This window comes from Tepidimonas aquatica (assembly GCF_007556585.1).
GTDB lineage: Bacteria > Pseudomonadota > Gammaproteobacteria > Burkholderiales > Burkholderiaceae_C > Tepidimonas > Tepidimonas aquatica.
Map to the genome: position 1 here is coordinate 1 of NZ_VJNA01000019.1, position 26,142 is coordinate 26,142.

At 68.5% G+C, this 26,142-nt stretch carries 22 protein-coding genes and 1 other annotated feature; of the genes, 13 read left to right on the plus strand and 9 right to left on the minus strand.

Features of this window, described 5'->3' with window-relative positions; genetic code table 11:
- The first annotated feature begins 258 nt into the window (after window positions 1-258).
- The 3 genes from Taqua_RS08295 (at window position 259) to Taqua_RS08305 (ending at window position 3,737) form a co-directional block, all read left to right on the plus strand.
- On the plus strand, window positions 259-933 hold the full coding sequence (locus Taqua_RS08295; RefSeq protein WP_185969590.1) for a hypothetical protein: 675 nt from the start codon (window positions 259-261) through the stop codon (window positions 931-933).
- Window positions 930-2,188, plus strand: a protein-coding gene (locus Taqua_RS08300; protein ID WP_144326234.1) for an IS3 family transposase whose coding sequence is annotated in 2 segments (ribosomal slippage) — window positions 930-1,212 and window positions 1,212-2,188 — 1,260 coding nt in all. Because the reading frame shifts where the segments join, the coding sequence is not laid out codon by codon here. Before Taqua_RS08295 ends, Taqua_RS08300 begins: the two co-directional genes overlap by 4 nt.
- Window positions 1,208-1,324, plus strand: a sequence feature (AL1L pseudoknot). It overlaps the preceding gene by 117 nt.
- Before the next feature lie 175 nt (window positions 2,189-2,363).
- Entirely contained in the window at window positions 2,364-3,737 is a 1,374-nt protein-coding gene (locus tag Taqua_RS08305; protein WP_185969591.1) for a hypothetical protein, read from the plus strand.
- Between the two features lie 31 nt (window positions 3,738-3,768).
- Here Taqua_RS08305 and Taqua_RS08310 read toward each other — a convergent pair whose 3' ends face one another.
- Both Taqua_RS08310 and Taqua_RS08315 read right to left on the minus strand, forming a co-directional pair.
- Window positions 3,769-6,831, minus strand: a complete 3,063-nt coding sequence (locus Taqua_RS08310) for an efflux RND transporter permease subunit (protein WP_144326236.1) — start codon at window positions 6,829-6,831, stop codon at window positions 3,769-3,771.
- Entirely contained in the window at window positions 6,828-7,925 is a 1,098-nt protein-coding gene (locus Taqua_RS08315; RefSeq protein WP_221933930.1) for an efflux RND transporter periplasmic adaptor subunit, read from the minus strand. The genes Taqua_RS08310 and Taqua_RS08315 overlap by 4 nt, the downstream gene beginning before the upstream one ends.
- Window positions 7,926-8,040: 115 nt before the next feature.
- Between Taqua_RS08315 and Taqua_RS08320 the strand changes: the two genes are divergently transcribed.
- The gene (locus Taqua_RS08320; protein ID WP_185969592.1) at window positions 8,041-8,658 is read left to right on the plus strand and encodes a TetR/AcrR family transcriptional regulator; all 618 of its coding nucleotides are present in this window, start codon (window positions 8,041-8,043) and stop codon (window positions 8,656-8,658) included.
- Here Taqua_RS08320 and Taqua_RS08325 read toward each other — a convergent pair.
- Together Taqua_RS08325 and Taqua_RS08330 are read right to left on the minus strand one after the other, a co-directional pair.
- Window positions 8,655-8,960 (minus strand): DUF167 domain-containing protein, encoded by a 306-nt coding sequence (locus Taqua_RS08325; RefSeq protein ID WP_144326238.1) that lies wholly within the window; start codon window positions 8,958-8,960, stop codon window positions 8,655-8,657. The two genes, Taqua_RS08320 and Taqua_RS08325, sit on opposite strands and share 4 nt — an antisense overlap.
- A 382-nt stretch (window positions 8,961-9,342) precedes the next feature.
- Complete coding sequence (locus Taqua_RS08330) at window positions 9,343-10,284, minus strand: LysR family transcriptional regulator (protein WP_144326239.1); 942 nt, start codon at window positions 10,282-10,284, stop codon at window positions 9,343-9,345.
- Window positions 10,285-10,379: 95 nt separating this feature from the next.
- Between Taqua_RS08330 and Taqua_RS08335 the strand changes: the two genes are divergently transcribed.
- The 9 genes from Taqua_RS08335 to Taqua_RS08375 all read left to right on the plus strand — a co-directional run bounded on the left by Taqua_RS08335 (window position 10,380) and on the right by Taqua_RS08375 (window position 20,345).
- Window positions 10,380-11,105, plus strand: coding sequence for an HAD-IA family hydrolase (locus tag Taqua_RS08335; RefSeq protein WP_144326240.1), 726 nt, complete (start codon window positions 10,380-10,382; stop codon window positions 11,103-11,105).
- Between the two features lie 36 nt (window positions 11,106-11,141).
- On the plus strand, window positions 11,142-12,224 hold the full coding sequence (locus Taqua_RS08340) for a class 1 fructose-bisphosphatase (protein ID WP_144326241.1): 1,083 nt from the start codon (window positions 11,142-11,144) through the stop codon (window positions 12,222-12,224).
- Window positions 12,225-12,274: 50 nt separating this feature from the next.
- On the plus strand, window positions 12,275-13,159 hold the full coding sequence (locus Taqua_RS08345; RefSeq protein ID WP_144326242.1) for a phosphoribulokinase: 885 nt from the start codon (window positions 12,275-12,277) through the stop codon (window positions 13,157-13,159).
- 51 nt (window positions 13,160-13,210) lie between these two features.
- Entirely contained in the window at window positions 13,211-15,250 is a 2,040-nt protein-coding gene (gene tkt / locus Taqua_RS08350; RefSeq protein ID WP_144326243.1) for a transketolase, read from the plus strand.
- A complete protein-coding gene (locus tag Taqua_RS08355; RefSeq protein ID WP_246094664.1) occupies window positions 15,247-15,975 on the plus strand; it encodes an HAD-IA family hydrolase in 729 nt (242 codons plus the stop codon). The genes tkt and Taqua_RS08355 overlap by 4 nt, the downstream gene beginning before the upstream one ends.
- Before the next feature lie 65 nt (window positions 15,976-16,040).
- Window positions 16,041-17,063 carry a type I glyceraldehyde-3-phosphate dehydrogenase gene (gene gap / locus Taqua_RS08360; protein WP_144326244.1) on the plus strand — a complete coding sequence of 341 codons (1,023 nt, stop codon included), beginning with the start codon at window positions 16,041-16,043 and terminating at the stop codon, window positions 17,061-17,063.
- An 85-nt stretch (window positions 17,064-17,148) separates the two neighbouring features.
- Window positions 17,149-18,354 carry a phosphoglycerate kinase gene (locus Taqua_RS08365; RefSeq protein WP_144326245.1) on the plus strand — a complete coding sequence of 402 codons (1,206 nt, stop codon included), beginning with the start codon at window positions 17,149-17,151 and terminating at the stop codon, window positions 18,352-18,354.
- Window positions 18,355-18,415: 61 nt separating this feature from the next.
- Window positions 18,416-19,483: a class II fructose-bisphosphate aldolase gene (fba, locus tag Taqua_RS08370; RefSeq protein ID WP_132963285.1), complete on the plus strand. Its 1,068-nt coding sequence runs from the start codon at window positions 18,416-18,418 to the stop codon at window positions 19,481-19,483.
- 148 nt (window positions 19,484-19,631) lie between these two features.
- The gene (locus Taqua_RS08375; protein ID WP_144326246.1) at window positions 19,632-20,345 is read left to right on the plus strand and encodes a Crp/Fnr family transcriptional regulator; all 714 of its coding nucleotides are present in this window, start codon (window positions 19,632-19,634) and stop codon (window positions 20,343-20,345) included.
- 26 nt (window positions 20,346-20,371) lie between these two features.
- Here Taqua_RS08375 and lapB read toward each other — a convergent pair whose 3' ends face one another.
- The 5 genes from lapB to Taqua_RS08400 all read right to left on the minus strand — a co-directional run bounded on the left by lapB (window position 20,372) and on the right by Taqua_RS08400 (window position 26,131).
- Window positions 20,372-21,526, minus strand: coding sequence for a lipopolysaccharide assembly protein LapB (gene lapB, locus Taqua_RS08380; protein WP_144326247.1), 1,155 nt, complete (start codon window positions 21,524-21,526; stop codon window positions 20,372-20,374).
- Window positions 21,516-21,830 carry a lipopolysaccharide assembly protein LapA domain-containing protein gene (locus tag Taqua_RS08385; protein ID WP_144326248.1) on the minus strand — a complete coding sequence of 105 codons (315 nt, stop codon included), beginning with the start codon at window positions 21,828-21,830 and terminating at the stop codon, window positions 21,516-21,518. Before Taqua_RS08385 ends, lapB begins: the two co-directional genes overlap by 11 nt.
- On the minus strand, window positions 21,827-22,129 hold the full coding sequence (locus Taqua_RS08390; RefSeq protein WP_144326249.1) for an HU family DNA-binding protein: 303 nt from the start codon (window positions 22,127-22,129) through the stop codon (window positions 21,827-21,829). The genes Taqua_RS08385 and Taqua_RS08390 overlap by 4 nt, the downstream gene beginning before the upstream one ends.
- Window positions 22,130-22,250: 121 nt before the next feature.
- The gene (rpsA, locus tag Taqua_RS08395; RefSeq protein WP_144326250.1) at window positions 22,251-23,930 is read right to left on the minus strand and encodes a 30S ribosomal protein S1; all 1,680 of its coding nucleotides are present in this window, start codon (window positions 23,928-23,930) and stop codon (window positions 22,251-22,253) included.
- Between the two features lie 134 nt (window positions 23,931-24,064).
- Window positions 24,065-26,131 (minus strand): bifunctional 3-phosphoshikimate 1-carboxyvinyltransferase/cytidylate kinase, encoded by a 2,067-nt coding sequence (locus Taqua_RS08400; protein ID WP_144326251.1) that lies wholly within the window; start codon window positions 26,129-26,131, stop codon window positions 24,065-24,067.
- Between the last annotated feature and the right edge of the window lie 11 nt (window positions 26,132-26,142).

Here is a 26,142-nt window from a genome sequence, read left to right on the forward strand (position 1 = left end):
TTTTGCGCCTCATTGCGGCCGTGCGCCTCATCGGCCGGTGGCTCGCCCAGCGGCGGCCAACCGAGACCAGTGGCGCCAACCCTGCCCAGCTGCGGCTAAGGGCGGCGTGAAAATGAATTTTTCAGGGGCGACTATTTCATCAACACGCAAAAGCTCGCCGTCAATCAGCCGCTGACCAACCGGGGCGATGGGCGCGAGCACCTCATCTGGGAAACGCTGACCAATACCGCGCGCGCCATTCCCGACCGCTTTTATGTGGTGATCGACGAGGCGCACCGCGGCATGACTTCGGGCAAGGGGGCGCAGGCTGCGCAGACCTTGATGCAGCGCTTCTTGCTGGGCTGCCCCGAGGTCGGCTTGGTCAAAATGCCGATGGTGATTGGGGTGTCGGCCACGCCCAAGCGCTTTCTGGACTTGATGGCCAATGCCGAGCACACCGTGACCACGCACAAGGTGGCGGTTCCCGCAGAAGAGGTGCGCAAGTCCGGCCTGCTGAAGGACCGCATCCTGATCCATCACCCTGAAGCCGCCACCACGGCAGAGATGGCGCTTTTGGAAGAGGCCGCCCGGCGCTGGGGCCAGATGACGGCCGCCTGGGGCGCCTACTGCCAAGAGGAAAAAGAGCCAACCGTCTGGCCGGTGCTGGTGGTTCAGGTGGAAAACGGCACGGACCGGCAACTGACCAAGACCGACCTTGGCGCAGCGCTGGCCGTGATCGAGAGCGCCATTGGCCGCCGCCTGAACGAGGGCGAGGTCGCCCATGCGATGCATGACACGGGCGACCTGGACGTGGGCGGCCGACGGGTGCGCAAGGTGGAAGCCTCGCGGATTGACGCGGACAAGAACATCGGCGTGGTGTTCTTCAAGACCAGCCTGTCTGAAGCGCCCCGGATTTTGAGGAGGCTCCTTCGATTGAGAATGGAGCCGATATGAGGAAGTCCCCGAAGTTTTCCCCCGAGGTGATCGAGCGCGCGGTGCGCATGGTCTTCGACGCCAAAGACCAGTACCCGTCGCAGTGGGCGGCGATCGAGTCGATCGCCGGCAAGATCGGCTGCACGGCCGAGACGCTGCGCAAGTGGGTGCGCCAAGGCGAGCGCGACAGCGGGCTGCGGCCAGGTTCGACGACGGCCGAGCAGCAGCGCATCAAGGAGCTCGAGCGCGAGGTTCGCGAGCTGCGCAAGACCAACGAGATCCTGAAGCTAGCCAGCGCGTATTTCGCCCAGGCGGAGCTCGACCGCCACCACAGGAAGTGAACGCCTTCATCGACGAGCACCGGGCTGCTCACGGGGTCGAGCCGATCTGCACAGCGCTGCAGGTCGCCCCGTCGGCGTACCGGCGCCATGCCGCGCGCGTGCGCGAGCCCGCGCTGCTGAGCGCGCGTGCGCAGCGCGACGCCCAGTTGCTGCCCGAAGTGCAACGCGTGTTCGACGCCAACCTGCGCGTCTATGGCGCCGACAAGGTCTGGCGGCAATTGGTGCGCGAAGGCGTGGCGGTGGCGCGCTGTACGGTCGAGCGGCTGATGCGCCGGCTCGGGTTGCAGGGTGTGCGGCGCGGCAAGGACGTGCGCACGACGGTGCCCGACGCCAAGGCGGCGTGCCCGCTGGACCGGGTGAATCGGCAGTTCCGCGCCGACCGGCCGAACCAGCTGTGGGTGGCGGACTTCACCTACGTCTCGACCTGGCAGGGCTTCGTGTACGTCGCCTTCGTCGTCGACGTGTTCGCGCGCTACATCGTGGGCTGGCGCGTCAGCAGTTCGATGCAGACCGACTTCGTGCTCGACGCGCTGGAGCAGGCGCTGTATGCGCGCCAGCCCTGGCGCGACGGTGGCCTGACCCATCACAGCGACCGCGGCAGTCAGTACGTCTCGATCCGCTACAGCGAACGCCTGGCCGAGGCCGGCATCGAGCCCTCCGTGGGCTCCACCGGCGACAGCTACGACAACGCACTGGCCGAGACCATCAACGGGCTGTACAAGGCCGAAATCATCCACCGGCGCGGGCCGTGGAAGACGCGAGAGGCGGTCGAGCTGGCGACGCTGGAGTGGGTCTCGTGGTTCAACCACCATCGCTTGCTCGAACCCATCGGCTACATCCCGCCGGCCGAAGCCGAGGCACACTACTGGCGCCAGTACGCCGAGGCCATCGCATCAACGAAGCCTGCTGAACAAGCAGCGCCACAGGAGGGTTGAACCATGAGTACATGGCCCAACCGGAGGGCCTCCGGCGGCCCCTGCGGGGGGCTGAAAGAGAGAAAACCAGAACCCAGGAACCGTCAGACCATGCCGGTCTGACTCAAGCCAACAGGCCTCCTCGAAACCCGGTGCGGTTCAGTCCACCGGCTGGGATTGCCCGCGTGCCGAGGTGATGATGTCGTTCCGCCGTGCGGAGGATCACACCTACATCGCCCAGTTGCTGGGCCGGATGGTGCGCACGCCCTTGGCACGGCGCATCGAAAAAGATGCCGCGCTCAATGACGTGCATCTGTTTTTGCCCTACTTCGATACGGGCGCCGTGGAAAGCGTGGTGGCCTCGCTCTCCAACGCGGAAGAGGTGCCGCCTTCTGAGACGGGCTCCAGCCGCAATCTGGTGGTGCTCAAGCGGCGTGAGGGTTGCGAGTCCATCTTTGCGGCACTTGACGAATTGATCACCTACCGCGTGAATGCCGCCCGGGCGCAAAGCCCGCTGCGCCGGTATATGGCCATCTCGCGCAGCCTGACCATCGATGGGATCGATGACGATGCCTGGGGCCGTGCCAAGCAGCAGATTGTGGAGTGGATGGGCCAGCGCATTGCAGCGATCAAGGCGGCAGGCCAGTTTGACGCGGCGGCCAAAGCGATCACGCAGGTGAGCCTGCGGACCTTGGCCGTCAACAACGGCACTGGCGTGGCTGAGCCGACGGCGGACTATCATATCGATGCCTCGGACGTGGACATCGACCGGCTGTTCGAAGAGGCCGGGCGGGCCTTTAGCCACGGCTTGCAGATGGAATACTGGCGTGCCCACGCGGATCGCGATGCGCTGGAGGTGAAGGTCGAGGCCATCGTGCTGGCCCGCCACGCGGCAGAAATGGCGGTGTTGGAGTCGTTGGCAGAACAAGCCTTCGACGCGCTTTACGATCAGCACAAAAAGGCCATCTACCAACTCAAGGAGCAGCGGCGCCTCAATTACGAAAAGCTGCGGCTGGCGACGGCCAAGCCCAACGAAATCCCATGGCGGCTGCCTGCATCCATCGACTTCAAGCGCTCTACGGCGGAGCCGCTCTGGGACCGCCACCTTTACGTGGAGAGCAACGGCCAGTTCCGCGCCGAACTCGGCCCCTGGGAAGCCGATGTGCTGCGTGAGGAGCTTGCCAAGCCCGAAGTGGTGGGCTGGCTGCGTAACCTGCCCAAGAAGCCGTGGTCGCTGGAAATCCCGTATGAGACGGGGGGTGACGTGCGCCCGATGTTCCCGGATCTGGTTGTGGTGCGCAAAGTCGGCAATGACTTTGTCATCGACATTCTGGAACCCCACGACCCGAGCCGCAGCGACAACTTCGAGAAAGCCGTCGGGCTGGCGAAGTTTGCGGAAAAGCGCGGTGCGCTGTTCGGGCGCATCCAGCTGATCCGCAAGCAATCCTCTGCCGGTGGCGAGCATTTCGCGCGCCTGGAGATCAACCAGGCCACCACGATCAAGAAGCTGCTGCTGGTCACCAGCAACCCACAGCTCGATCAACTGTTCGCCGCTCTGGCCACAACATGAAGGGGGACGGCCCTCCAAAGTGGTGGCGGGTTCAACCCGCCGCCGGCCGGATGCGGAACCACAGCGCGTACAGCGCCGGCACGAACAGCAGGGTGATGGCCGTGCCGACGGCCACGCCGCCGATCAGCACATAGGCCAGCGGCCCCCAGAAGCTGTCGTGCGTCAGCGGCACGAACGCCAACACCGCCGCCAGTGCCGTCAGCACCACGGGCCGCGCCCGCTGCACGGCGGCTTCCACGACGCCCTCAAACGACGCCATGCCCGCCTCGAAGTTGTCGGCCACCTGCTGCGTCAGGATCAGCGTGTTGCGCATCAAAATGCCCGCCAGACCGGTCAGGCCCAGCAGCGCCACGAAGCCGAACGGCTGCCAAAACACCAGCAGCGCCAGTACCGCGCCGATGAGCCCCAGCGGCGCCGTGGCCACCACCATGAACGTGCCGGCAAACGAGCGCATCTGCAGCATGATGAACACGAGCATCGCGGCCACCATCAGCGGCTGCAGCTTTTGGATCGACAGGTTGGCCTTTTCAGACTGCTCGACCGAGCCACCGATGGCAACGCGGTAGCCCTCGGGCAGCTCGGCGCGCAGCGGCGCCAGCGCCTGCCAGACCGCCGCCGTGACGTCGTTGGGCTGGGCGCCGCGCACCTCGGCCTGCACGGCCACGAACGGCTCGCGGTTGTAGCGCTTGATGACGGGCTCTTCGTAGCGCACCTCGAGCGTGCCCAATTGCGCCACCGGGATTTTGCGGCCGTCACGGTTGAGCACTTCCAGCGCCCCCAAGGTGTCGGCGCTGACGCGGCCGCCCTGCAGCGCGCCGCGCGCGGTCAGCTCTACCGTGCGGTTGCCCACGCGCAGTTGCGTCACCGGCGCGCCCTCCAGCAGGGTTTGCAGTTGTTGCGCCACGTCCTGGGGCGTCAGGCCCATCAGCCGCAAGCGGTCGGGGTCGGTGCGCAGCGCCAGCACCGGGACGCGCTCGTCCCACTCCAGGTGCGCATCGACCACATGCGGGTTGGCGGCCATGATCTCGCGCACACGGTGCCCGATGGCGCGCAGCTGCACCGGGTCGGGGCCAAAGACGCGGAACTGCACCGGCCAGGCCACCGGCGGCCCGTACAACAGCCGCGCCACGCGGATGCGCGCCTCGGCGAATTCGCCGTTGCGGATGTGTTCTTCGAGCGTCGCGATGATACGGTCGCGCGCCGCTTCGTCGTGGGCGACGACGATGAGCTTGCCAAACGCCGGGTTTGGCGGCTCGGGGTTGGCCGAGATGAAAAAGCGCGGCGCGCCCGCGCCGACGTAGGCGGACAGGGTCTTGACCTCCGGCATCGGCGCCAGGATGGCTTCGAGGCGGCGCACCGTCTGGTCGGTGACGCGCACGCTGGTGCCCTGCGGCAGGTACACGCTTACCAACACCTCGGTGCGGTCGCTGTTGGGGAAAAACTGCTTGGGCACGACCTTGGCCATGCCGATGGCCGAGATCACCAACAGGCCCACCGTGCCCGCCACCACCGTTTTGCGGTGCGTCACGCACCACGCCACGACGGCACGCAGGCGCTGGTACAGCGGCGTTTGGTAGATCCCTTCGTGGCTGTGGCGCTGCGCGGGCGGCACGTCGCGCAGCATCTTGACGCCCAGGTAGGGCGTGAAGGTGACCGCCACCAGCCACGACACCAGCAGGCTCACGCCCAACACCCAGAAGATGTTGCCGGCGTATTCGCCCACGCCCGAGCGGGCAAAGCCGATGGGCAAAAAGCCCGCCACCGTCACCAGCGTGCCAAACAGCATCGGCGTGGCGGTCACGTTCCAGGCGTGCGCGGCGGCGCGGATGCGGTCCCAGCCTTCTTCCATCTTCACCAGCATCATCTCGACGGCGATGATGGCGTCGTCCACCAGCAGACCCAGCGAGATGATCAGCGCCCCCAGCGTGATGCGGTCCAGGTTGATGCCCATGGCCTTGAACACCACGAACGACAACCCCAGCGTCACCGGCACCGCGATGCCGACGATGAGACCGGCGCGCAGCCCGATGGCCAGCATGCTCACCCCCATCACGACCGCCACGGCGACGAAAAATTTGATCTGGAACAGGTCCACCGCCTTGGCGATGGCGTCGGCCTGGTTGGTGAGCTGGGTGAGCTCCAGCCCCAGCGGCAGGTCGGCCTTTTCGCGCTCCAGGTACGCTTGCAGACGCTGGCCGAGCTGCAGGCCGTTTTCACCCTTGTTCATGACCACGCCGATGAGCACGGCGTCTTGCCCGCGCGCGCGCACGAGGTACGAAGGCGGCTCTTCGTAGCCGCGGCGGATGGTGGCGATGTCGCCCAGCCGGATCACTTTGCCGCCGGCGCGTATCGGCAGCGCGGCCAGCGCCTCGGGGTCGGACAGGTCGGCATCCAGCCGGATGTGCAGGCGCGGGCCGTCGGTTTCCAGCCGCCCGGTGGGCAGCAGCCGGTTGCTGGCGTCGATGGCTTCGAAAATGGCTTGCGGCGACAGACCCAGGTTGACCAACCGCGCGTTGTCGAACTCCAGGTATACGCGCTGCGTGCGCTCGCCCAGGATCAGCGCCTTATGCACGCCCTCGATGCGCTGGATTTGGTCGCGTAGCCGCTCGGCCTCGCGCACCAGCTCATCGTGCGGCAGCTTGGGCGCGGTCAGCGCCAGCAAGCTGAAGTACACGTCGGCAAAGTCGTCGTTGGCCACCGGGCCGATGACGCCAGCGGGCATTTCGCGCTGCGCGTCCCACATGCGCTTGCGCACCTGGTAAAACAGCTCGGCCACCTTGGCCTGCGGGGTGTAGTCGTGAAACTCCACCTGCAGCGTGGCCTGCCCGGGGCGGATCGTGGTTTCGATGCGGTAAAGGTACTCGACCTCCTGGATTTTTTTCTCCAGCCGGTCCACCACTTGCGTTTGCAACTGCTCGGGCGTGGCGCCAGGCCAGGCGACGTTGACCTGCATCACCCGCACGGTGAACGAGGGGTCTTCGGCCCGCCCCAGCGTGGCAAAAGCGTACACGCCGCCCAACACGGCGAGGATGAGGAAAAACAGCGTGACGGCGCGCTCGCGCACGGCCAGCGCCGACAGGTTCGGAAAGCTCATGACGCGCGCTCCCGCACCGCCATGCCCGGTTGCAACAGGTGGGTGCCCAGCGCCACGATGCGATCCTGCGGCGCCAGCGGCGCCACCACCAGCGCCTGGCGGTCGTCCACGCGCAGCACGCGCACCGGCACCGCCTCCAGCTTGCCTTCGCGCACGCGCCACACGCGCGGCCCTTCGGCGCGTTCGTCCAGCGCCCCCACAGGCACGACCCAGGCCGCGGCACCGGCTTCGGGCGCGGGGGCCGTCGGCGCGGAGGTGGGCGCGTTCGGGCCCGCCAGCCGCACCGCCACCACGCTGCCCAGCGGCAGCTCGGCCGGCAGGTCCGGCGCCCGGTAGCGTGCGCGACGCGTGCGGCCCAGCGGGTCCACGACCGGGGCGGCCTCGCGCAGCGTCAGCGCGACGCTGTGTCCACCGGGCAACTGCGCCTCGCCACGCGGCGGGGGCATCACGCCGTCGGGCAACTGCACCTCGACTTCGCGCCCGCCAGCCTGGGCCAGTGTGGCCACCGACTGCCCGGCCGCCACCACCTGTCCGGGCTGGCCGGTGACGTCGGTCAGCACCCCGTCGGCGGGGGCGCGCAGCGCCGCGTAGCCGCGGTTGTTGCGCGCCTGCGCCAGCCGCGCCTGGGCGGCGTCGCGTCGGCTGGCGGCTTCGCGCGCGCTCAACTGGGCGCGCTCCAGCGCTTGCGCGCTGACAAAGCTTTGCGCCTGCAGGGCGCGCACGCGATCCAGGTCGGCCTGTGCGGTGCGAGCGGCGGTTTCGGCAGCGGCCAGGTCGGCTTGGGCGGCGCGCACGGCTTGCTCCAGGTCGGCCGCGTCGAGCTCGAACAGCACCTGCCCCGCGCGCACGGCCTGCCCCGCATCCGCGTGGCGCTTGACGATGCGTCCGCCGACTTGGAACGCCAGCGGCGCTTCGATGCGCGCGCGCACGGTGCCCGAAAGCCCCAAGGCCTGGCCGCCGAGCGGGCGCGGCGCTGCGGTCACGACCCAGGGGCGTTCGTCGGCGCTGGTCGCGCGTTCTGGGGCACGCTGGCACCCCAGCAGCGCCGTGGCCAGCAGCGCAACGGCAACGATCGACACTCGCAACCGCTCCATGGACATATCTCCGCGTTGGGTGTGGAATATTAGTGAACGGTATCGTACACTAATTGATATGTCCACACCGCTTGTTGCCGTTGCCTGTGGGTGCCACCCCGCGCCCGGGCGTCCGATGGACGTGCGCAAAGACGCGGCGATCCTGCACGCAGCGCGCCGCTTGCTGCTGCAGGGCGGCCCGGCCCAGTTGACGATGGAGGCGGTGGCGCAGGCCAGCGGCGTGTCCAAGGCGACGCTGTACCGCCGCTGGCCTGACCGCGACGCCTTGCTGCGCGCCCTGGTGGCGCACGAGGCCGCGCCGCTGCTGCACACGCTGCACACCGTGCCACCCGATGAGGAAGCGCTGGTGCGGGCGTTGGTGCGTTTTCTCGATGGGCTGCTGCGCTTCGTGACGCGGCCCGCGTACCGCCGCTACCTGCAGGCCGTGGCGGCGCTGCCGCAGCGGCGCGCCGATTTGCGGCGCATCTGGCTCCTGGGGCCGCAGCAGGCGGTGGACGAAGTGGCGGCGCTGCTGCAGCGCTACGCCGAGCAGCGCGGGGCGGTGTGCGCCGAGGCGCCACGCGAGGCCGAGGCACTGATCGGCATGGCCATGGGGCTGGACATGGCGCGGGTGCTGTACCAACAGCCCCCCAGGCACCAGCGTGCCGCGGCGCGGCGCTGCCACCTGGTGTGGGTGGTGCGGCGTTTCGTGGCCGGGCTGGCGCTCGGTCCCGGGCGGCAGGCGGGCGGCTAACCCTGGTTAGGGGGCGGCGCGGCACCCAGCGCCGCCAACGCCTGGTTGGCGTCGAGACCGTGCAGCCGCACGCGCTTGGTGCGTGCGGTGGCGCCGGCCACCAGTGTGACGGCGCGCTTGGGCAAGCCGGTGCGCTCGGTCAGCCACGCCAGCAACGCGGCGTTGGCCGCGCCATCCACCGGCGGGGCCGCCAACTGGACTTTGGGCAAGCCCCCGTGCCAGCCGACCAGGCGCGTCTGGCGCGCGCCCGGTTGGCAGTACAGGGTCAACGTGCATTCGGGGGCAGGGCTTGGACGGGGCATGGGGCGGCGCGACGCGGCGTCACGGGTCACCGTGGGTGAGCATGCAGTGTACCTCCGCGCAAGGTCGCGCGGCGCAGGCGGTGCGGACTCACCACAGGCTGAGTTGCTCAGGCGGCGCGAGCCGTGCCGTTGCACGATGGCTTGCGCTTGCACGCGCATGCCGGGGCGCCTGCGCCGTGGGCCAGGGTTGCGGCCGCCAAGCGCCGTCGCGTTGGTGTCGTCGGTGAAGCGGGATGCGATGGGGGAGTTCATCTTCACAAGCCCGAGACGTGGGCTACCGGGGGTGGACGTGGTGGCCCAGGCGGGCGACGTGGCGCGGCGGGTGCATGCCTGGCGTGCCCGGCATCGACCGGCCTGACCGCGCGCGCCGACGCGCAACGCGTCAGGCCGACGGTTGCAGTGCCAGCAGCGCGCCGTAGCGCTCGGCCAAAAACGCCTCGCCGTGCTCCAGCACGTGGTAGCGAAACGCCTCGGCCGCCGGTGACAGCAGCTTGGCCAGTGTGTGCACCACGTGCCAGGCGCGCACCAGCGGCGTGCCCTCGACGTCCAAGCGCGCGATGAGGCCGTGCTCCAGCTCGAACTTGAGCGCGTGCAACGAAATCAACCCCAGCCCCAAGCCGGCCATCACGGCTTGTTTGATGGCCTCGTTGTCGGGCAGCTCCATCGCCACGCGCAGCTCCAGGCCGTGCTTGTGCGCAAACTGCTCCAGCAGCGCGCGGGTGCCGCTGCCGCGTTCGCGCACGATGAACCGGTACGGTGCCAAGGCCTCGGGCGAGGGGTGGCCGATGCGCAGCAGCGGGTGTGCGGGTGGCGCCACGAACACATGCGGGTGGGCCGCGAACGGCTCGGCGCGCACGGCCAGCTCGGTGGGGGGGCGGCCCATGATGGCCACGTCCAGCTCGTTGGCTTGCAGCAGGCGCAGCAGTTGTTCCCGGTTGCCGGTGATCAGCTTGACGTCCACCCCGTGGTGTTCCCTCCGAAACGCGGCCAGCAGGTAAGGCAAGAAGTATTGGGCCGAGCCCACCATGCCGATCGTCAACTGACCGGCTTCGAGGCGCTTGAGGCGCGCGGCGGTGTCCTCGGCGTCTTTGAGCGTGGCCAACACCTTGCGCGCGTACACCAGCATGTACTCGCCGGCGGTGGTCAGGGCCACGCGCCGCCCTTGGCGCTCGAACAGCGGCAGTCCCACGTGGCCTTCCAGCTCTTTGATCTGCATGGTCACGGCCGGCGGCGTCAGGTGCAGCGCCTCGGCCGCGCGCGAAAAGCTCAGGTGGCGCGCCACTTCAACAAAGACGCGCAGTTGGCGGAAGGTGGCGTTGCGCATATTCAGTCAAACCTGAAGTTGAAATAAAGAAATTGTGAATTTACCTTATGTCATGCTGTGCTTATAGTGGTGCCACGCAACGTAGGAGTGGCGCCATGCTGCAAGCCCTGATTTTTGACGTCGACGGCACCCTGGCCGACACCGAGCGCGCGCACCTGGCGGCGTTCAACGCCGCCTTCGCCGCCGAGGGCTTGGATTGGCGGTGGGACGAGGCGCTGTACACCCGGCTGCTGGAAGTCTCGGGCGGCAAGGAGCGCATCCAGCACTACTGGCAACAGGTGTACCCCGAGCGGCGCGACATCGACGGCAACGAGCTGCGCGCCTTGATCGACCGGCTGCACGAGGTCAAAACCGCCTTTTACGAAGAGGCCGTGCGCCAGGGCGCGGTGCAGCTGCGGCCCGGTGTGCTGGCCCTGATCGAAGCCGCGCAGCGCGAGGGGCTGCGGCTGGCCATCGCCACCACCACGTCGCCCGTCAACATCGCGGCGTTGCTGCGCGCGGCCATGGGGCCGGACTGGCAACGCGCGTTTGCCGTCATCGAAGACGCCTCCACCGCGCCGCGCAAAAAGCCGCACCCGCAGGTCTACCAGCAAACGCTGACGCGGCTGGGCCTGCCGTCGGCGGCGTGCGTGGCGTTCGAAGACTCCGCCAACGGCCTGCAGGCCGCGCGCGCCTGCGGGTTGCCCACCATCGTCACGCCCAACGCGTTTACCGCGCACCACGATGTGCGTGGCGCGCTGCGCGTGCTGCCCAGTCTGGAGGGGTTGACCTTGCCGACGCTGCGTCAGTGGCACGCCGAAGCGGTCGGCGCCCCGGCCTGATCCCCGACACGACACGAAGAACCCGAGGAGAACCCGATGTCCCTGGACCAACGCACCACGCTGACCCAGTTCCTGATCGAACAGCGGCGCCGCTTCCCGAGCGCCAGCGGGGACTTCAACGCGCTCATTCTGGACGTGGCGCTGGCGTGCAAGGCCATCGCGCGCAGCGTGGCTTTTGGCGCGTTGGGTGGGGTGCTGGGCGCGCAAGCCGGCGCCATCAACGTGCAGGGTGAGGAGCAAAAAAAGCTCGACGTCATCAGCAACGAGCTGTTCGTGCGTGCCAACGAGTGGGGTGGCCACCTGGCGGGCATGGCCTCCGAAGAGATGGACGAGCCGTACAACATCCCCGGCGTGTACCCACGCGGCAAGTACCTACTGGTGTTTGATCCGCTGGACGGCTCCAGCAACATCGACGTCAACGTCTCGGTGGGCAGCATCTTTTCGGTGTTGCGCGCGCCGCAGGACGTCATCGACAGCGGCCGCGACGTTACGGCGGCGGACTTTTTGCAGCCGGGCTGCCAGCAGTTGGCCGCGGGCTACGCGCTGTACGGCCCCTCGACGATGCTGGTGCTGACCGTGGGCACCGGGGTGCACGGCTTCACGCTGGACCCCAACCTGGGTGAGTTTTTTCTGTCGCACCCGGATATCCGCGTGCCGACCGACACGCAGGAGTTCGCCATCAACGCCTCCAACAGCCGCTTTTGGGAGCCCCCCGTCAAGCGCTACGTGGACGAGTGCCTGGCGGGCAAAACCGGCCCGCGCGGCAAAGACTTCAACATGCGCTGGATCGCCAGCATGGTGGCCGAGGCGCACCGCATCCTCATGCGCGGCGGCGTCTTTCTGTACCCGCGCGACACCAAAGACCCCAGCAAACCGGGCCGCTTGCGCCTGCTGTACGAGGCCAACCCTGTGGGCTTCATCATGGAGCAGGCGGGCGGGCGCGCCAGCACCGGGCGTGAGCCGATCTTGCAGGTGCGGCCGACCTCGCTGCACCAGCGCATCGGCCTGGTGTTTGGCAGCAAAAACGAAGTCGAGCGCATTGAGCGCTACCACCGCGAGCCCGCGCCGCTGAAGGACGACAACCCGCTGTTTGCCGAGCGCACCCTGTTTCGCGACTGAAGCCGCCGGCAGCGCGCACCGGATTCGAAGCACCCGAGGAGAACGCAGCCATGTCCGAAAAACACCCCATCATCGCCATCACCGGCTCGTCCGGCGCCGGCACCTCGACCGTGACGCGCACCTTCGCCAACATTTTCCGGCGTGAAGGCGTCAAAGCCGCCATCATCGAGGGGGACAGCTTCCACCGCTACGATCGCAAGGAAATGCGCCAGCGCATGGCCGAAGAGGAGGCCAAGGGCAACCGGCACTTCAGCCATTTCGGCCCCGAGGCCAACCTGTTCGAAGAGCTGGAAAACCTGTTCAAAACCTACGCCGAAACCGGCCGCGGGCGCTGCCGCAAGTACCTGCACAACGAGGAGGAGGCCGCCCCGTACGGCCAGGAACCTGGCACCTTCACGCCGTGGGAGGAGCTGCCGCCCGACACCGACATGCTCTTTTACGAGGGGCTGCACGGGGCCGTGGTCACCGACAAGGTCAACGTCGCGCAGTACCCGGACCTGCTCATCGGCGTGGCGCCCTCGATCAACCTGGAGTGGATCCAAAAGCTCATCCGCGACAAGACGCAGCGCCGCTACAGCCAGGAGGCGGTGGTCGACACCATCCTGCGCCGCATGCCCCACTACGTCAACTACATCTGCCCGCAGTTCGCGGTGACGCACGTCAACTTCCAGCGTGTGCCGGTGGTGGACACCTCCAACCCCTTCATCGCGCGTGACATTCCCACCGCCGACGAGAGCGTGTGCGTGATCCGCTTCGCCAAGCCCAAGGGGATCGACTTTCCGTACCTGCTCAGCATGATTGACGGCTCGTGGATGAGCCGCGCCAACACCATCGTCGTGCCCGGCGGCAAGATGGAGCTGGCCATGCAGCTGATCTTCACCCCGTTCATCTGGCGCATGATGGAGCGCCGGCGGCGTGCCTTGGGCCTGGCGTGACGCCCGAAAGGTGCGATCATCACGCCTTTGACGACGTCCCCCAACGACACCATGCAACACCACGAACCTCTCCACGTCCGTCCCGCTCCCGCGCCCGCGCTGGCGCGCCGCATGGCCAACGCCATTCGCATGTTGGCCGTCGATGCGGTGGAGCAGGCCAAAAGTGGCCACCCCGGCGCCCCGATGGGCATGGCCGAAATCGCCGAAGTGCTGTGGAACCGCCACCTCAAGCACAACCCGGCCAACCCCGCCTGGCCCGACCACGACCGCTTCGTGCTGTCCAACGGCCACGGCTCGATGCTGATCTACGCGCTGCTGCATCTCACTGGCTACGACCTGCCGATCGAGGAGCTGAAAAACTTCCGCCAACTGCACAGCAAAACGCCGGGCCACCCGGAGGTGGGCATCACGCCGGGCGTGGAGACCACCACCGGCCCGCTGGGGCAGGGCATCGCCAACGCGGTGGGCATGGCGCTGGCTGAAAAGCTGCTGGCGGCCGAGTTCAACCGCCCGGGCCACACCGTTGTGGATCACTACACCTATGTGTTCCTGGGCGACGGCTGCATGATGGAGGGCATCAGCCACGAAGTGTGCTCGCTGGCGGGCACGCTGCGGCTGAGCAAGCTCATCGCGCTGTACGATGACAACGGTATCTCGATCGACGGCCATGTCGAAGGCTGGTTCGCTGACGACACGCCGGCGCGCTTCGAGGCCTACGGCTGGTACGTGATCCGCGACGTCGACGGTCACGACCCCGACGCGGTGGACGCCGCGCTGCGGCTGGCGCGTACCCAGGCGATGCGTCCGGACGGCAAGCCGACGCTGATTTGCTGCAAGACCGTCATCGGCCAAGGCTCGCCCAACAAGGCGGGCACGCACGACGTGCACGGCGCCGCCCTGGGTGCGGCGGAGGTGGCGGCCACGCGCGCCGCGCTGGACTGGCCGCACCCCCCGTTCGAGGTGCCGGCCGACGTTTACGCCGCCTGGGATGCGCGCGGCCACGGTGCGGCCGCCGAAGCCGCGTGGCAGCAGCGCTTCGACGCCTACGCGCGCGAGTTTCCCGAACTGGCGGCCGAATTCCAGCGCCGCATGCGTGGTGAGCTGCGCGCCGACCTGGCCGAGCGGTTGCCCACGTTGCTCGACGCGGCCGCCGCGCGCACCGACGCCGTGGCCACGCGCAAAGCCAGCCAGCTGGCGCTGGATGCCTTGGCGCCGCTGATCCCAGAGTTCTTCGGCGGCAGCGCCGACCTGACCGGCTCCAACCTGACCAATTTCAAGGGCTGCACGATCGCCGGCCGCGACCGCTGGGGCAACCACCTCAGCTACGGCGTGCGCGAATTTGGCATGGCCGCCATCATGAACGGCATCGCCCTGCACGGCGGCTACCTGCCCTACGGCGGCACGTTCCTGACGTTTTCCGACTACAGCCGCAACGCCATTCGCATGGCCGCGCTGATGCGCCAGCGCGTCATCCACGTCTTCACGCACGACTCGATTGGCCTGGGCGAGGATGGCCCGACGCACCAAAGCGTCGAGCACGTGCCCAGCCTGCGCCTGATCCCGAACCTGGACGTGTGGCGCCCCGCCGATGCGCTGGAAACCCTGGTGGCGTGGGCCGCCGCGGTGCAACGTCGTGACGGGCCGACGGCGCTGTGCCTGTCGCGCCAAAACCTGCCGGTGGTCACGCAGCGTGCCCACGCCGACGGCGCCGCGCGTGGTGGCTACGTGCTGAGCGACATGGAGGGGGCGCGCGCCGTCATCATCGCCACCGGGTCGGAGGTGTCGATCGCGCTCAAGGCGCAGGCGCTTTTGGCCGCCGAAGGCCTGCCCACGCGCGTGGTGTCGATGCCCAGCACCAGCGTGTTCGACCGCCAGGACGCCGCCTACCAGGACAGCGTGCTGCCGCCCGGGCTGCCCGCGGTGGCGGTGGAAGCCGCCCACCCCGACCTGTGGGCCAAGTACGTGGGCCGCCGCGGGCGCGTGGTGGGCATCGACCGCTTTGGCGAATCGGCCCCAGCGCCGGCCTTGTACGAGTTTTTCGGCCTGACGCCGGCCAAGGTGGCCGAGGCCGTGCGAGGGGTGCTGGCGTGAGCGTGACGCACGCCAATTTGCCGTTCGACCTGATCCTGTTCGACCTGGACGGCACGCTGGTCGAGACCGCGCCCGAAATCGCCGACGCGGTCAACGACACGCTGGCCGAGCTGGGGCTGGGCAGCGCGTCGCTGGACGAGGTGACGCGCTGGATCGGGCACGGCACGCGCGAGCTGCTGGTGCAGGCGCTGGCGGCCCGCCTGGGCCGCACGGTCGACGCCGTGCGTGCCGACACGACCTATTTCACCGCCGCCGAGGCCGTGTTCCAGCGCCACTACGAGGCGCGCTGCGGCACCCGCAGCCATCCGTATCCACACGTCATCGAGGCGTTGCAGGCGCTGCGTGCCGAGGGCGTCAAGCTGGTCGTGGTCACCAACAAGGAAGCCCGCTACACCACCCGCGTGCTCGACGCGCACCGCATGGCACCGCTGTTTCACCGCATCATCAGCGGCGACACGCTGCCGGTCAAGAAGCCCAACCCGCTGGCGGTGGCCGACAGCCTGTTACGCTATGGGGTTGACCGCAGCCGCGCGTTGCTGGTGGGGGACTCGTCGATCGACGTGGCCACGGCCCGCCATGCCGGCGTTGCGGTGTGGTGCGTTCCCTACGGCTACAACATGGGCGAGCCGATCGAAGCCAGCGCGCCGGACCGGGTGATCCCGGATTTCGGCGCGCTGCGACCGGCCGCCCTGCGCGCGGCCACGGCCAGCGCGGGCTGCACCTGAAGGGTTGGCGGCAACGGCACGCTGTATTTCGAGGTTTTTCATCCATCTGCAAGGAGTTTGCATCCATGACCCTCCGCGTCGGTATCAACGGTTTTGGCCGCATCGGCCGCATGGTGTTCCGCGCCGCGCTGCGCAACTTCCAGGGCGACATCGACATCGTCGGCATCAACGACCTGCTGGAGCCCGACTACCTGGCCTACATGCTCAAGTACGACAGCGTGCATGGCCGCTTCCAGGGCGAGGTGGCGGTGGAGGGCAACACGCTGGTGGTCAACGGCCGCCGCATCCGCCTGACCGCCGAGCGTGACCCGGCCAACCTGCGTTGGGGCGATGTCGGCGCCGACGTCGTCATCGAATCGACCGGCATCTTCCTGGACGACGCGGGCGCGCGCAAGCACCTGCAGGCCGGTGCCAAGCGTGTCATCATGAGCGCGCCCAGCAAGGACGACACCCCGATGTTCGTCTACGGCGTCAACCACACCAGCTACGCCGGCCAAGACATCATCTCGAACGCCAGCTGCACCACCAACTGCCTGGCGCCGCTGGCCAAGGTGGTGCACGACAAGTGGGGCATCAAGCGCGGCCTGATGACCACCGTGCACGCTGCCACGGCGACGCAAAAGACGGTGGACGGCCCTTCCAACAAAGACTGGCGCGGCGGTCGGGGCATCCTCGAAAACATCATCCCCAGCTCCACCGGCGCGGCCAAGGCGGTCGGCAAGGTCATCCCGAGCCTGAACAAAAAGCTCACCGGCATGGCGTTCCGCGTGCCGACCAGCGACGTGTCGGTGGTGGACCTGACCTGCGAGCTGGACAACCCTGCGCAGTACGCCGACATCTGTGCCGAGATGAAGGCGATGGCCGCCAAGCCGGTGGCCGAGGGCGGGCTGGCTGGCGTGCTGGGCTACACCGAAGACAAGGTGGTGGCCACCGACTTCCGCGGTGAGGTCTGCACCAGCGTGTTTGACGCCGAAGCCGGCATCCAGCTCGACCCCACCTTCGTCAAGCTGGTGGCCTGGTACGACAACGAGTGGGGCTACTCCAACAAGTGCCTGGAGATGGCCCGCGTGGTGGGGCGCTTGCTGTAACACTGACGCACGCACAACCCCCACCGAGCAACCGGGCAGGGCGTGGCGCACGCCGCCCCTGCCCTGTGTGGAGCCGAGCCGAACCATGGACTTCATCCGTTTTGCCGATCTGTGCGCCCAGGGCCAAGCCAAGGGCAAGCGCGTGTTTATCCGCGCCGACCTCAACGTGCCGCTGGCGTTCGAGGGCGGCGTGGCACGCATCACCGAGGACACCCGCATCCGCGCCTCGATTCCCGCCATCCGCATGGCGCTGGACGCCGGCGCGGCGGTCATGGTCACCAGCCACCTGGGCCGCCCGACCGAGGGGCAACCCAAGCCCGAGGACACGCTGGCACCGGTGGCGGCGCGCCTGAGCGAGCTGCTGCAGCAACCGGTGCCGCTGATCCAGCGCTGGGTCGATGGCGGCTTCAGCGTGGCGCCGGGCCAGGTGGTGCTGTTGGAAAACTGCCGCCTCAACCCGGGCGAAAAGAAAAACAACCCGGAGCTGGCGCGCAAGATGGCCGCGCTGTGCGACATCTTCGTGCACGATGCGTTTGGCACCGCCCACCGCGCCGAGGCCAGCACCTACGGCATCGCCGAGCATGCGCCGGTGGCGTGTGCCGGCCCGCTGCTGGCGGCGGAAATCGACGCCATCGGGCGCGCGCTGGAGCAGCCGGCGCGGCCGCTGGTGGCCATCGTCGCCGGCTCCAAGGTGTCGACCAAGCTGACCATCCTGCAGTCGCTGGCGCAAAAGGTGGACCGCCTCATCGTCGGCGGTGGCATCGCCAACACCTTCATGCTGGCCGCCGGCTTGCCCATTGGCAAGAGCCTGGCCGAGCCCGACCTGGTCGGCGAAGCCAAGGCCGTGATGGAAGCGATGCGCGCGCGCGGCGCCGAGGTGCCGATCCCGACCGACGTCGTGGTGGCGCCGGAGTTCAAGCCCGACGCCCCGGCCACCGTCAAGGCCGCGGCCGACGTCGGGCCTGACGACATGATCCTCGACATCGGCCCGCAGACGGCCCAGGCGCTGGCCGCGATGCTGGAGACGGCGGGCACCATCGTCTGGAACGGCCCGGTGGGCGTGTTCGAGTTTGCCGCGTTCGAAAACGGCACCAAGACGCTGGCGCAGGCGATCGCGCGCTCCAAGGCGTTTTCGATCGCAGGCGGCGGCGACACGCTGGCGGCGATCGCCAAGTACGGCATCGAGGACCAGGTCGGCTACATCTCGACGGGCGGCGGCGCCTTTCTCGAAGTGCTGGAGGGCAAGACCCTGCCGGCGTTCGAGATCCTGGCGCGGCGCGCGCGTGGCTGATGCGGCCTGGGGCGAACACGCTTTCCATCACGACATCGACCGAGACCCGAGGAGTACCACCATGGCACTGATCACCCTACGTCAACTGCTGGATCACGCCGCCGAGCATGGCTACGGCCTGCCCGCGTTCAACGTCAACAACATGGAGCAAATCCACGCCATCATGCAGGCGGCTGACGCGGTCGACAGCCCCGTCATCCTGCAAGGCTCGGCGGGGGCGCGCTCGTACGCCGGTGAGCCGTTTTTGCGCCACCTGATCGCGGCGGCCATCGAGATGTACCCCCACATCCCGATCTGCATGCACCAGGACCACGGGGCCTCGCCCGGCGTGTGCATGCGCTCGATCCAGTCGGGCTTCAGCTCGGTGATGATGGACGGCAGCTTGCTGGAAGATGGCAAGACGCCGGCCAGCTACGAGTACAACGTGCGCGTCACGCGCCAGGTGGCCGACATTGCGCACGCCTGCGGCGTCTCGGTCGAGGGTGAACTGGGGTGTCTGGGCAGCCTGGAGACGGGCAAGGCCGGCGAGGAAGACGGTCACGGCGCCGAAGGCGAGCTGGACCACTCGATGCTGCTGACCGACCCGGATGAGGCGGCCGATTTCGTGCAAAAAACCCAGGTGGACGCGCTGGCCATCGCCATCGGCACCAGCCACGGCGCCTACAAGTTCACGCAGAAGCCTACCGGCAAGGTGCTGCGTATCGACCGCGTCAAGGAAATCCACGCCCGTATCCCCAACGTGCACCTGGTCATGCACGGCAGCTCCAGCGTGCCCGAGGACTGGCTGGCCATCATCAACAGCTACGGCGGCGACATGGGCACCACCTACGGCGTGCCGGTGGAGGAGATCGTCGAAGGCATCAAGCACGGGGTGCGCAAGGTCAACATCGACACCGACCTGCGCATGGCCGCCACCGGGGCCATCCGCAAGCACCTGGCCGAAGACCGCAAGAACTTCGATCCGCGCAAATTCCTCAAAGAGGCCACCAAGGCCATGAGCGGCATTTGCAAGGCGCGCTACGAGGCCTTTGGCAGCGCCGGGATGGCCAGCAAGATCGGCAAGGTGTACAGCTTGGAGCAAATGGCCAAGCGCTACGAAAAGGGCGAGCTGGCGCCGCGGGTGTCGTGATCTGCGGGAGCAACCCGCAAGGTCCCACGGACCTCGGCCCAACCCAGGGCGCTTTCGCGGCGGGGAAAGCGCCCTGTTGGCTGATGTCGGCGGGGGCATCGCCCAGCGGGCGCCAGCATGCTTGGGCGGCAACGGCGACAATGCAGGCATGATCCCGATCAAAGTCGAATCCGCTTGGCGCGGCACCGCGGACTGCAAGGCGTGCGGCATCCGCGACATGGTGCTGTTTGCCGACCTCAACGAACAGGACTTCAACCTCATCCACGCGCCGATCGACGACTTGGTGTTTGGCGCCGGGCAGACGCTCTATGGCGAAGCGGCGCTGGCGCACAGCGTGTACACGCTGCGCACGGGCATGGTCAAGCTCGTGCGCAGCACCCCCGACGGGCGCCAGCGCGTGCTGCGCGTGCAGCGACCGGGTGACGTCGTGGGTCTGGAGGCGCTGGCCGGCGCGCGCTACGACAGCGAGGCTGTAGCGCTGACCGAAGTGGCGGTGTGCCGCATCCCCACCGAGGTGATCCACCGTCTGGCGCAGCATTCGCCACGGCTGCACATGCGCCTGCTGCAAAAATGGCAGGCGGCCCTGCGCGAAGCCGACGACTGGCTGGCCAAGCTCAACTTCGGCACCGCGCGCCAGCGGGTGGCCAATTTCGTGCTCAAGATGCGCCACGCCTCCGACCCCGCGGTGGTGACGCTGTTTTCGCGCGAGGACATGGGCGCGATGCTGGACTTGAAATTGGAGACTGTCAGCCGCGAAGTCAGCGCACTCGTCAAGCGTGGTGTGCTGCAGCCGCTGGACCGGGTGGGGCGCTTGTACCGTATCGCCGACGAGGTGTCCCTGCAGGACCTGGCGGCCAGCTGAGGGTAGGAACCACCCCCAGGGACGCGCTACAGCTCCTCGACGCGCCGCGGCGGGTAGGTATCCCAGCCCTGGCAGCCGGGGCAGTGCCAAAAATACTGACGCGCCTCGAAGCCGCACGCCGCGCAGCGGTAGCGCTTGAGCGGTTCGCAGGCGCGCTCCAGCGCGCGCCGCACCAGCGGTTCGGCTTCGTCGTCACCCAAGCCCACACCGGCCAGCCACAGGTTGGCCGCCACCAGCGAAGGCTCGTGCCGCAGGTGCTCGACGTAGCGCCGGCGCCCGTGCGCGGGGTCGTCGTCCAGCGTGGCCAGCGCCTGGGTTACGTCCAGCGCGGGCGGGTGCTGGCTGGCCCACGTCTGCAGCAGCGCGCGCGCCTGCGCGGCGTGGGGTTTGCCCAGCGCGCGCGACCACTGGGCCAGCGCGTGCGCCACCAACGGCAGGTGTGCAGGCGCGTGCTGCGCCAGCGCCTGCAGGGCCTGCAATGCACCCTCGGTTTGCCCCAGCGTTTGCCGCAGCTCGGCCAAGGCCACCCAGGCACGCGCCGATTCGGGCGTGCGTTGCACCAGCCCTTCCAGCAGCGCCAGCGCTTCGGTGGTGCGCTGCTGGCGTTGCAGTTGCATCGCCTGCTCGCACAGGTGGTGGGCGCGGCGCAGCCGGAAGCTGCCGTGCGCGCTGCCTTCCAGCGTCTCGGCCATCTCGGCCGCGCGGGACCAATCCCGGCCCCGCTCGTACACGTGCAGCAGCGCCAGCCGGGCGTCGGTGTCGTAGCGGGTGCCCAGCAGGGCTGTGAACGCGGCCTCCGCGCGGTCCAGCAAGCCGGCTTTGAGGAAGTCATGCGCCAGCGCGTGCTGGGCACGCTGACGATCCGCTGCCGGCAGGTCGGCGCGCGCCAGCAGGTGCTCGTGCACACGCACCGCACGGTCGTAGTCGCCACGGCGGCGGAACAAACCCCCCAGGGCAAAGTACAGCTCGGCCGCGTCGGGGTCGTTGCGCACCGCCTCGACAAAGGCGTCGATGGCCTGGTCCTGCTGCTCGTTGAGCAGGTGGTGCAGGCCACGGAAGTACGCGCGCGGGGCGCGGCGGCCTTCCAGGCGCCACTGGCGCAGGTCCAGCCGCGACGCCAACCAGCCCAGGGCAAAGGCCGCCGGCAGCGCCCACAACAACCAGGACCAATCAAACGGCATCGGGCAGGTCCGGCTGCGGCCGCGAGGCCGGTGAAGGTGTCGGGCTGGCGGCGGCTGGCGGCGGTGCCGAGGTGGGGGTGGATGACAGGCGTGCCTGACGGCGAGCGTGCCACCACAGCGGCACCATCACCAACACCCCCAGCAGCACCCCGAGCAACAACACGATCAACAGCACAAGCGCCAGTGGCCCTTCCCAACGCGTGCCAAACAGGCCGTGCACGACCACCGGCGTCTGGTTGTTGAGCGCCAGTGCAAACACCAGCAGAAAAAACGCCGCACGCAGCAGCCAGCCCAGCAGCTTCATCGTGGGGTGCCTGAACGGGCTGCGGCGTCCACCGCCTCGCGCAGCGCCTTGCCCGCTTTGAAATGCAGCGTGCGCCGCGGCGGCACCGCAACGGCTTGGCCGGTGCGGGGGTTGCGGGCCAGCCGCGCGTTGCGCGCGACGACTGCAAAGCTGCCAAAGCCCCGCAGCTCGATGCGCTGGCCGCGCGCCAGCGCCTCGGTCATGGCCTCCAGGATGGTCCGGGCGGCGGCTTGGGCGTCGTCGGCCGTGAGTTGCGGATGGTGCTCGGCCAGGGCGTCGAACAGATCGCTGCGGTTCATGGTGCGATTATGCCCAACGAAAAACCCGCCGTGGCCTGCGGCGGCCACCGGCGGGTGCTAAGTTGCTGTGCCATGGCGGCGCCGCCCAGGGGCGGCGCGCCGACGCATGGCGCGATCGGCGTCAATTGCCGCTGTTGTCCAGCTTGGCACGCAGCAGGGCACCCAGGTTGGTGGTGCCGGCGTTGCCCGCGTGGCTGGCCAGGCTGGCCATCGCTTCTTGCTGGTCGGCGGCGTCCTTGGCCTTGATCGACAGCTGGATGCTGCGGTTCTTGCGGTCGACGTTGATGATCACCGCGGTGACCTCGTCACCGACCTTCAGCACGTTGCGGGCGTCTTCCACGCGGTCGCGCGAAATCTCGCTGGCGCGCAGGTAACCCACGACGTCGTTGCCGAGGTCGATTTCGGCACCCTTGGCGTCGACGCTCTTGACCGTGCCGGTGACCGTGGCGCCCTTGTCATGGATCGACACGAAGGTCGTGAACGGGTCGGCGTCGAGCTGCTTGATGCCCAGGCTGATGCGCTCGCGCTCGACGTCCACGCCCAGCACCACGGCCTCGACTTCCTGGCCCTTTTTGTAGTTGCGCACGGCCACTTCGCCGGGCTCGTTCCACGACAGGTCGGACAGGTGCACCAGCCCGTCGATGCCGTTGTCCAAGCCGACGAAGATACCAAAGTCGGTGATCGACTTGATCGGGCCCTTGACACGGTCGCCCTTGCGGTGCGTGTCGGCGAACTCTTGCCACGGGTTGGGCTTGCACTGCTTCATGCCCAGGCTGATGCGGCGCTTGTCTTCGTCGATGTCCAGCACCATGACTTCGACCTCGTCGCCGATCGACACGACCTTGCTGGGTGCCACGTTCTTGTTGGTCCAGTCCATTTCGGACACGTGCACCAAGCCCTCGATGCCGGGCTCCAGCTCGACGAAGGCGCCGTAGTCGGCGATGTTGGTAACCTTGCCAAACAGGCGCGTGCCGGCCGGGTAGCGGCGTGCCACGCCCAGCCACGGGTCGTCGCCCATTTGCTTGAGGCCCAGGCTGACACGTTGCCGCTCGGGGTCGAACTTCAGCACCTTGGCGGTGACTTCCTGGCCCACCTGCACCACCTCGCTCGGGTGACGCACGCGGCGCCACGCCATGTCGGTGATGTGCAGCAGACCGTCGATGCCGCCCAGGTCGACGAAGGCACCGTATTCGGTGATGTTCTTGACCACGCCGGTGACGATGGCGCCTTCCTTGAGGGTCTCGAGCAGCTTGGCGCGCTCTTCGCCCATGCTGGCTTCCATGACGGCGCGGCGGCTGAGCACGACGTTGTTGCGCTTGCGGTCCAGCTTGATGACCTTGAACTCCATGGTCTTGCCCTCGTAAGGCGTCAGATCCTTGACGGGGCGGGTGTCCACCAGCGAGCCCGGCAGGAACGCGCTGATGCCGTTGACCATGACTTTGAGGCCACCCTTAACCTTGAACGTGGTGGTGCCGGTGACGAATTCGCCCGACTCCAGCGCCTTTTCCAGCATCGCCCACGCGGCCAGACGCTTGGCCTTTTCGCGCGACAGGATGGTGTCGCCGTAGCCGTTTTCGACCGCCTCGACGGCCACGGCCACGAAGTCACCCTCGCGCACTTCGAGCTCGCCCTGGTCGTCTTTGAACTCCTCGATCGGGATGTAAGCCTCGGACTTGAGGCCGGCGTTGACGACGACGAAGTTGGGGTCGATGCGCACCACCTCGGCGGTGATGACCTCGCCTACGCGCAGGTCGGCGCGCTTGAGCGACTCTTCGAACAGGGCGGCAAAGGATTCGGACATGAAAGTTCCTGGGGTAGCAACCGCGGCCGCAGGGCGCGCGGCGTTGGGGGTTGTCCCGGCACGGGGCACGGGGTTGGGTTGACGAACCCGCCGGCGTGCACGGTGGTGAATGGCCGTGGCGGCGCCGTTGGGGCCTACGACGAACCGGCGTCGCCCGCCCCATGGTCGGGGGCGAACGGCCGCCGTTGTTGCCACCACTGCAGCACCGTTTGCACCGATTGCTCGATGCTTTGGTGCGTGTTGTCCAGCAGCAGCGCATCTTCGGCCGGCTTGAGCGCCGCCACGCTGCGCGCACGGTCACGCGCGTCGCGTGTTTGCAACTCGGCCAAAAGATCGTCTATGCTAGCATGTTCGCCGCGCGCGCGCAACTGCTCGTAGCGCCGGCGTGCGCGCTCGGCCACGCCCGCGGTCAGGTACACCTTCAGCGGCGCATCGGGGAACACCACGGTGCCCATGTCGCGCCCGTCGGCCACCAGGCCCGGCAGGCGCCGCCAGGCCCGTTGGGCTTGCAGCAACGCCGCACGCACCGCCGGCAGCGCCGATACGCGCGACGCCGCGGCACCCGCGGCCTGCGAGCGTACTTCGTCGGTCACGTCGTCGTCGCCCAGCCAGATGCGGCCGTCGGCAAAACGAGCCGGCAGCTGCGCCGCCAGCGCCGCCAGTCGCTCGGCCACGGCCGCGTCGGCCAGCGCCGCGTCGTCGGTCGGCACGCCCGCGCGCTGGGCGGCCAAACCCAGCAAACGGTACAGCGCGCCCGAGTCCAGCACGTGGTAGCCCAGCCGCTGCGCCACGGCGGCGGCCAGCGTGCCCTTGCCGCAGGCGCTGGGGCCGTCGATGCAGATGACCGGGATGTCGGCCGGGTCGGCCTGCACCACCTGCCACAGGGTCTCGAAGTAGTCCGGAAACGTCTTGGCCACGCAGCGCGGGTCCTGGATGCGCACCGGCCGCCGCGCCGGGTTGAACGCGGCCAGCGACGCGCACATGGCCATGCGGTGGTCGTCGTAGGTGTACACGCTGGCGGCACGCCAGCCCGTGCCGTCGGCCCCCAGCGGGTGCACGCGCAGCCAGTCGGGGCCTTCTTCCACCACAGCGCCGAACTTGCGCAGCTCAGTGGCCATGGCGGCGATGCGGTCGGTTTCCTTGACGCGCCAGCTGCCGATGTTGCGCAGCGTGCAGGGACCGTCGGCGTACAGCGCCATCACCGCCAGCGTCATGGCGGCGTCCGGGATGGCGTTGCAGTCCAGGTCCAGCGCGCGCAGCGGCCAGGCGCCGCGGCGCACGTGCAGGCGGTTGGCCTCGCCGTCGATGTGCGCTCCCATCGCGCGTGCGGCGTCGGCAAAGGCGATGTCGCCCTGGATTGAGGCCAACCCCACGCCTTCAATGGTCAGCGCCGCGTCGCTGGCGGCCAGCGCGCCGGCGGCGATGAAGTAGCTGGCCGCGGAGGCGTCACCCTCGACGTGGACGGTGCCCGGCGTGCGGTAGCGCGCACCGGCCGGGATCGTGAAACGCTGCCAGCCGTCGCGCTGCACCGCCACGCCAAAGCGCTGCAACAACTTGAGCGTGATGTCCACGTAGGGCTTGGAGATCAGCTCGCCGTCCACCTCCACCGTGATCGGGTGATGCTGCGCGGCCAGCGGCAGCGCCAACAGCAGCGCGGTCAAAAACTGGCTGGAGACGTCGCCGCGCACGCGGATGGGGGCCTGCAGCCGCAGCGCCGCCGGCCCCTGCACGCGCAGCGGCGGGTAGCCGTCCTGCCCAAGGTACGTCACGTCCGCGCCGAGCAGTCGCAGCGCGTCGACCAGGTCACCGATGGGCCGCTCGTGCATGCGCGGCACACCGCTGAGCTCGAACACGCCGCCGTGCTGCGCGGCCAACACCGCCAGCGCAGCGGTCAGCGGCCGCATGGCGGTGCCGGCGTTACCCAAAAAAAGTTGCGCCTGCCGTTGCGCCAGTTGGCCGCCCAGCCCTTGCACCGCCACCGTCGTGGGGCCCAACCGCTGCACCGTGCAGCCCAGCTGTTGCAGCGCCTGCAGCATGACGCGGGTGTCATCGGAGTCGAGCAGGTCATGCACCTCGGTGCGGCCGGCGCTGAGCGCGGCCAGCAGCAGCACCCGGTTGGAGATGCTTTTCGAGCCTGGCAGGCGCACGGTGCCGGCGGCGCGCCGCAGCGGGGGGATGTCGAGAAACGCGGTTGTGTACATCGGGCAAGGGG

Excerpts from the sequence above, each read along its gene's own strand:
- Taqua_RS08340 (WP_144326241.1), top strand. The coding sequence starts at position 11,142 with ATGTCCCTGGACCAACGCACCACGCTGACCCAGTTCCTGATCGAACAG.
- Taqua_RS08385 (WP_144326248.1), bottom strand. The coding sequence starts at position 21,830 with ATGAAGCTGCTGGGCTGGCTGCTGCGTGCGGCGTTTTTTCTGCTGGTG.
- Taqua_RS08335 (WP_144326240.1), top strand. The coding sequence starts at position 10,380 with ATGCTGCAAGCCCTGATTTTTGACGTCGACGGCACCCTGGCCGACACC.
- tkt (WP_144326243.1), top strand. The coding sequence starts at position 13,211 with ATGCAACACCACGAACCTCTCCACGTCCGTCCCGCTCCCGCGCCCGCG.
- Taqua_RS08375 (WP_144326246.1), top strand. The coding sequence starts at position 19,632 with ATGATCCCGATCAAAGTCGAATCCGCTTGGCGCGGCACCGCGGACTGC.
- Taqua_RS08365 (WP_144326245.1), top strand. The coding sequence starts at position 17,149 with ATGGACTTCATCCGTTTTGCCGATCTGTGCGCCCAGGGCCAAGCCAAG.
- Taqua_RS08320 (WP_185969592.1), top strand. The coding sequence starts at position 8,041 with ATGGACGTGCGCAAAGACGCGGCGATCCTGCACGCAGCGCGCCGCTTG.
- fba (WP_132963285.1), top strand. The coding sequence starts at position 18,416 with ATGGCACTGATCACCCTACGTCAACTGCTGGATCACGCCGCCGAGCAT.
- gap (WP_144326244.1), top strand. The coding sequence starts at position 16,041 with ATGACCCTCCGCGTCGGTATCAACGGTTTTGGCCGCATCGGCCGCATG.
- lapB (WP_144326247.1), bottom strand. The coding sequence starts at position 21,526 with ATGCCGTTTGATTGGTCCTGGTTGTTGTGGGCGCTGCCGGCGGCCTTT.
- Taqua_RS08390 (WP_144326249.1), bottom strand. The coding sequence starts at position 22,129 with ATGAACCGCAGCGATCTGTTCGACGCCCTGGCCGAGCACCATCCGCAA.
- Taqua_RS08400 (WP_144326251.1), bottom strand. The coding sequence starts at position 26,131 with ATGTACACAACCGCGTTTCTCGACATCCCCCCGCTGCGGCGCGCCGCC.
- rpsA (WP_144326250.1), bottom strand. The coding sequence starts at position 23,930 with ATGTCCGAATCCTTTGCCGCCCTGTTCGAAGAGTCGCTCAAGCGCGCC.
- Taqua_RS08325 (WP_144326238.1), bottom strand. The coding sequence starts at position 8,960 with ATGCCCCGTCCAAGCCCTGCCCCCGAATGCACGTTGACCCTGTACTGC.
- Taqua_RS08345 (WP_144326242.1), top strand. The coding sequence starts at position 12,275 with ATGTCCGAAAAACACCCCATCATCGCCATCACCGGCTCGTCCGGCGCC.
- Taqua_RS08330 (WP_144326239.1), bottom strand. The coding sequence starts at position 10,284 with ATGCGCAACGCCACCTTCCGCCAACTGCGCGTCTTTGTTGAAGTGGCG.
- Taqua_RS08305 (WP_185969591.1), top strand. The coding sequence starts at position 2,364 with ATGATGTCGTTCCGCCGTGCGGAGGATCACACCTACATCGCCCAGTTG.
- Taqua_RS08310 (WP_144326236.1), bottom strand. The coding sequence starts at position 6,831 with ATGAGCTTTCCGAACCTGTCGGCGCTGGCCGTGCGCGAGCGCGCCGTC.
- Taqua_RS08315 (WP_221933930.1), bottom strand. The coding sequence starts at position 7,925 with ATGGAGCGGTTGCGAGTGTCGATCGTTGCCGTTGCGCTGCTGGCCACG.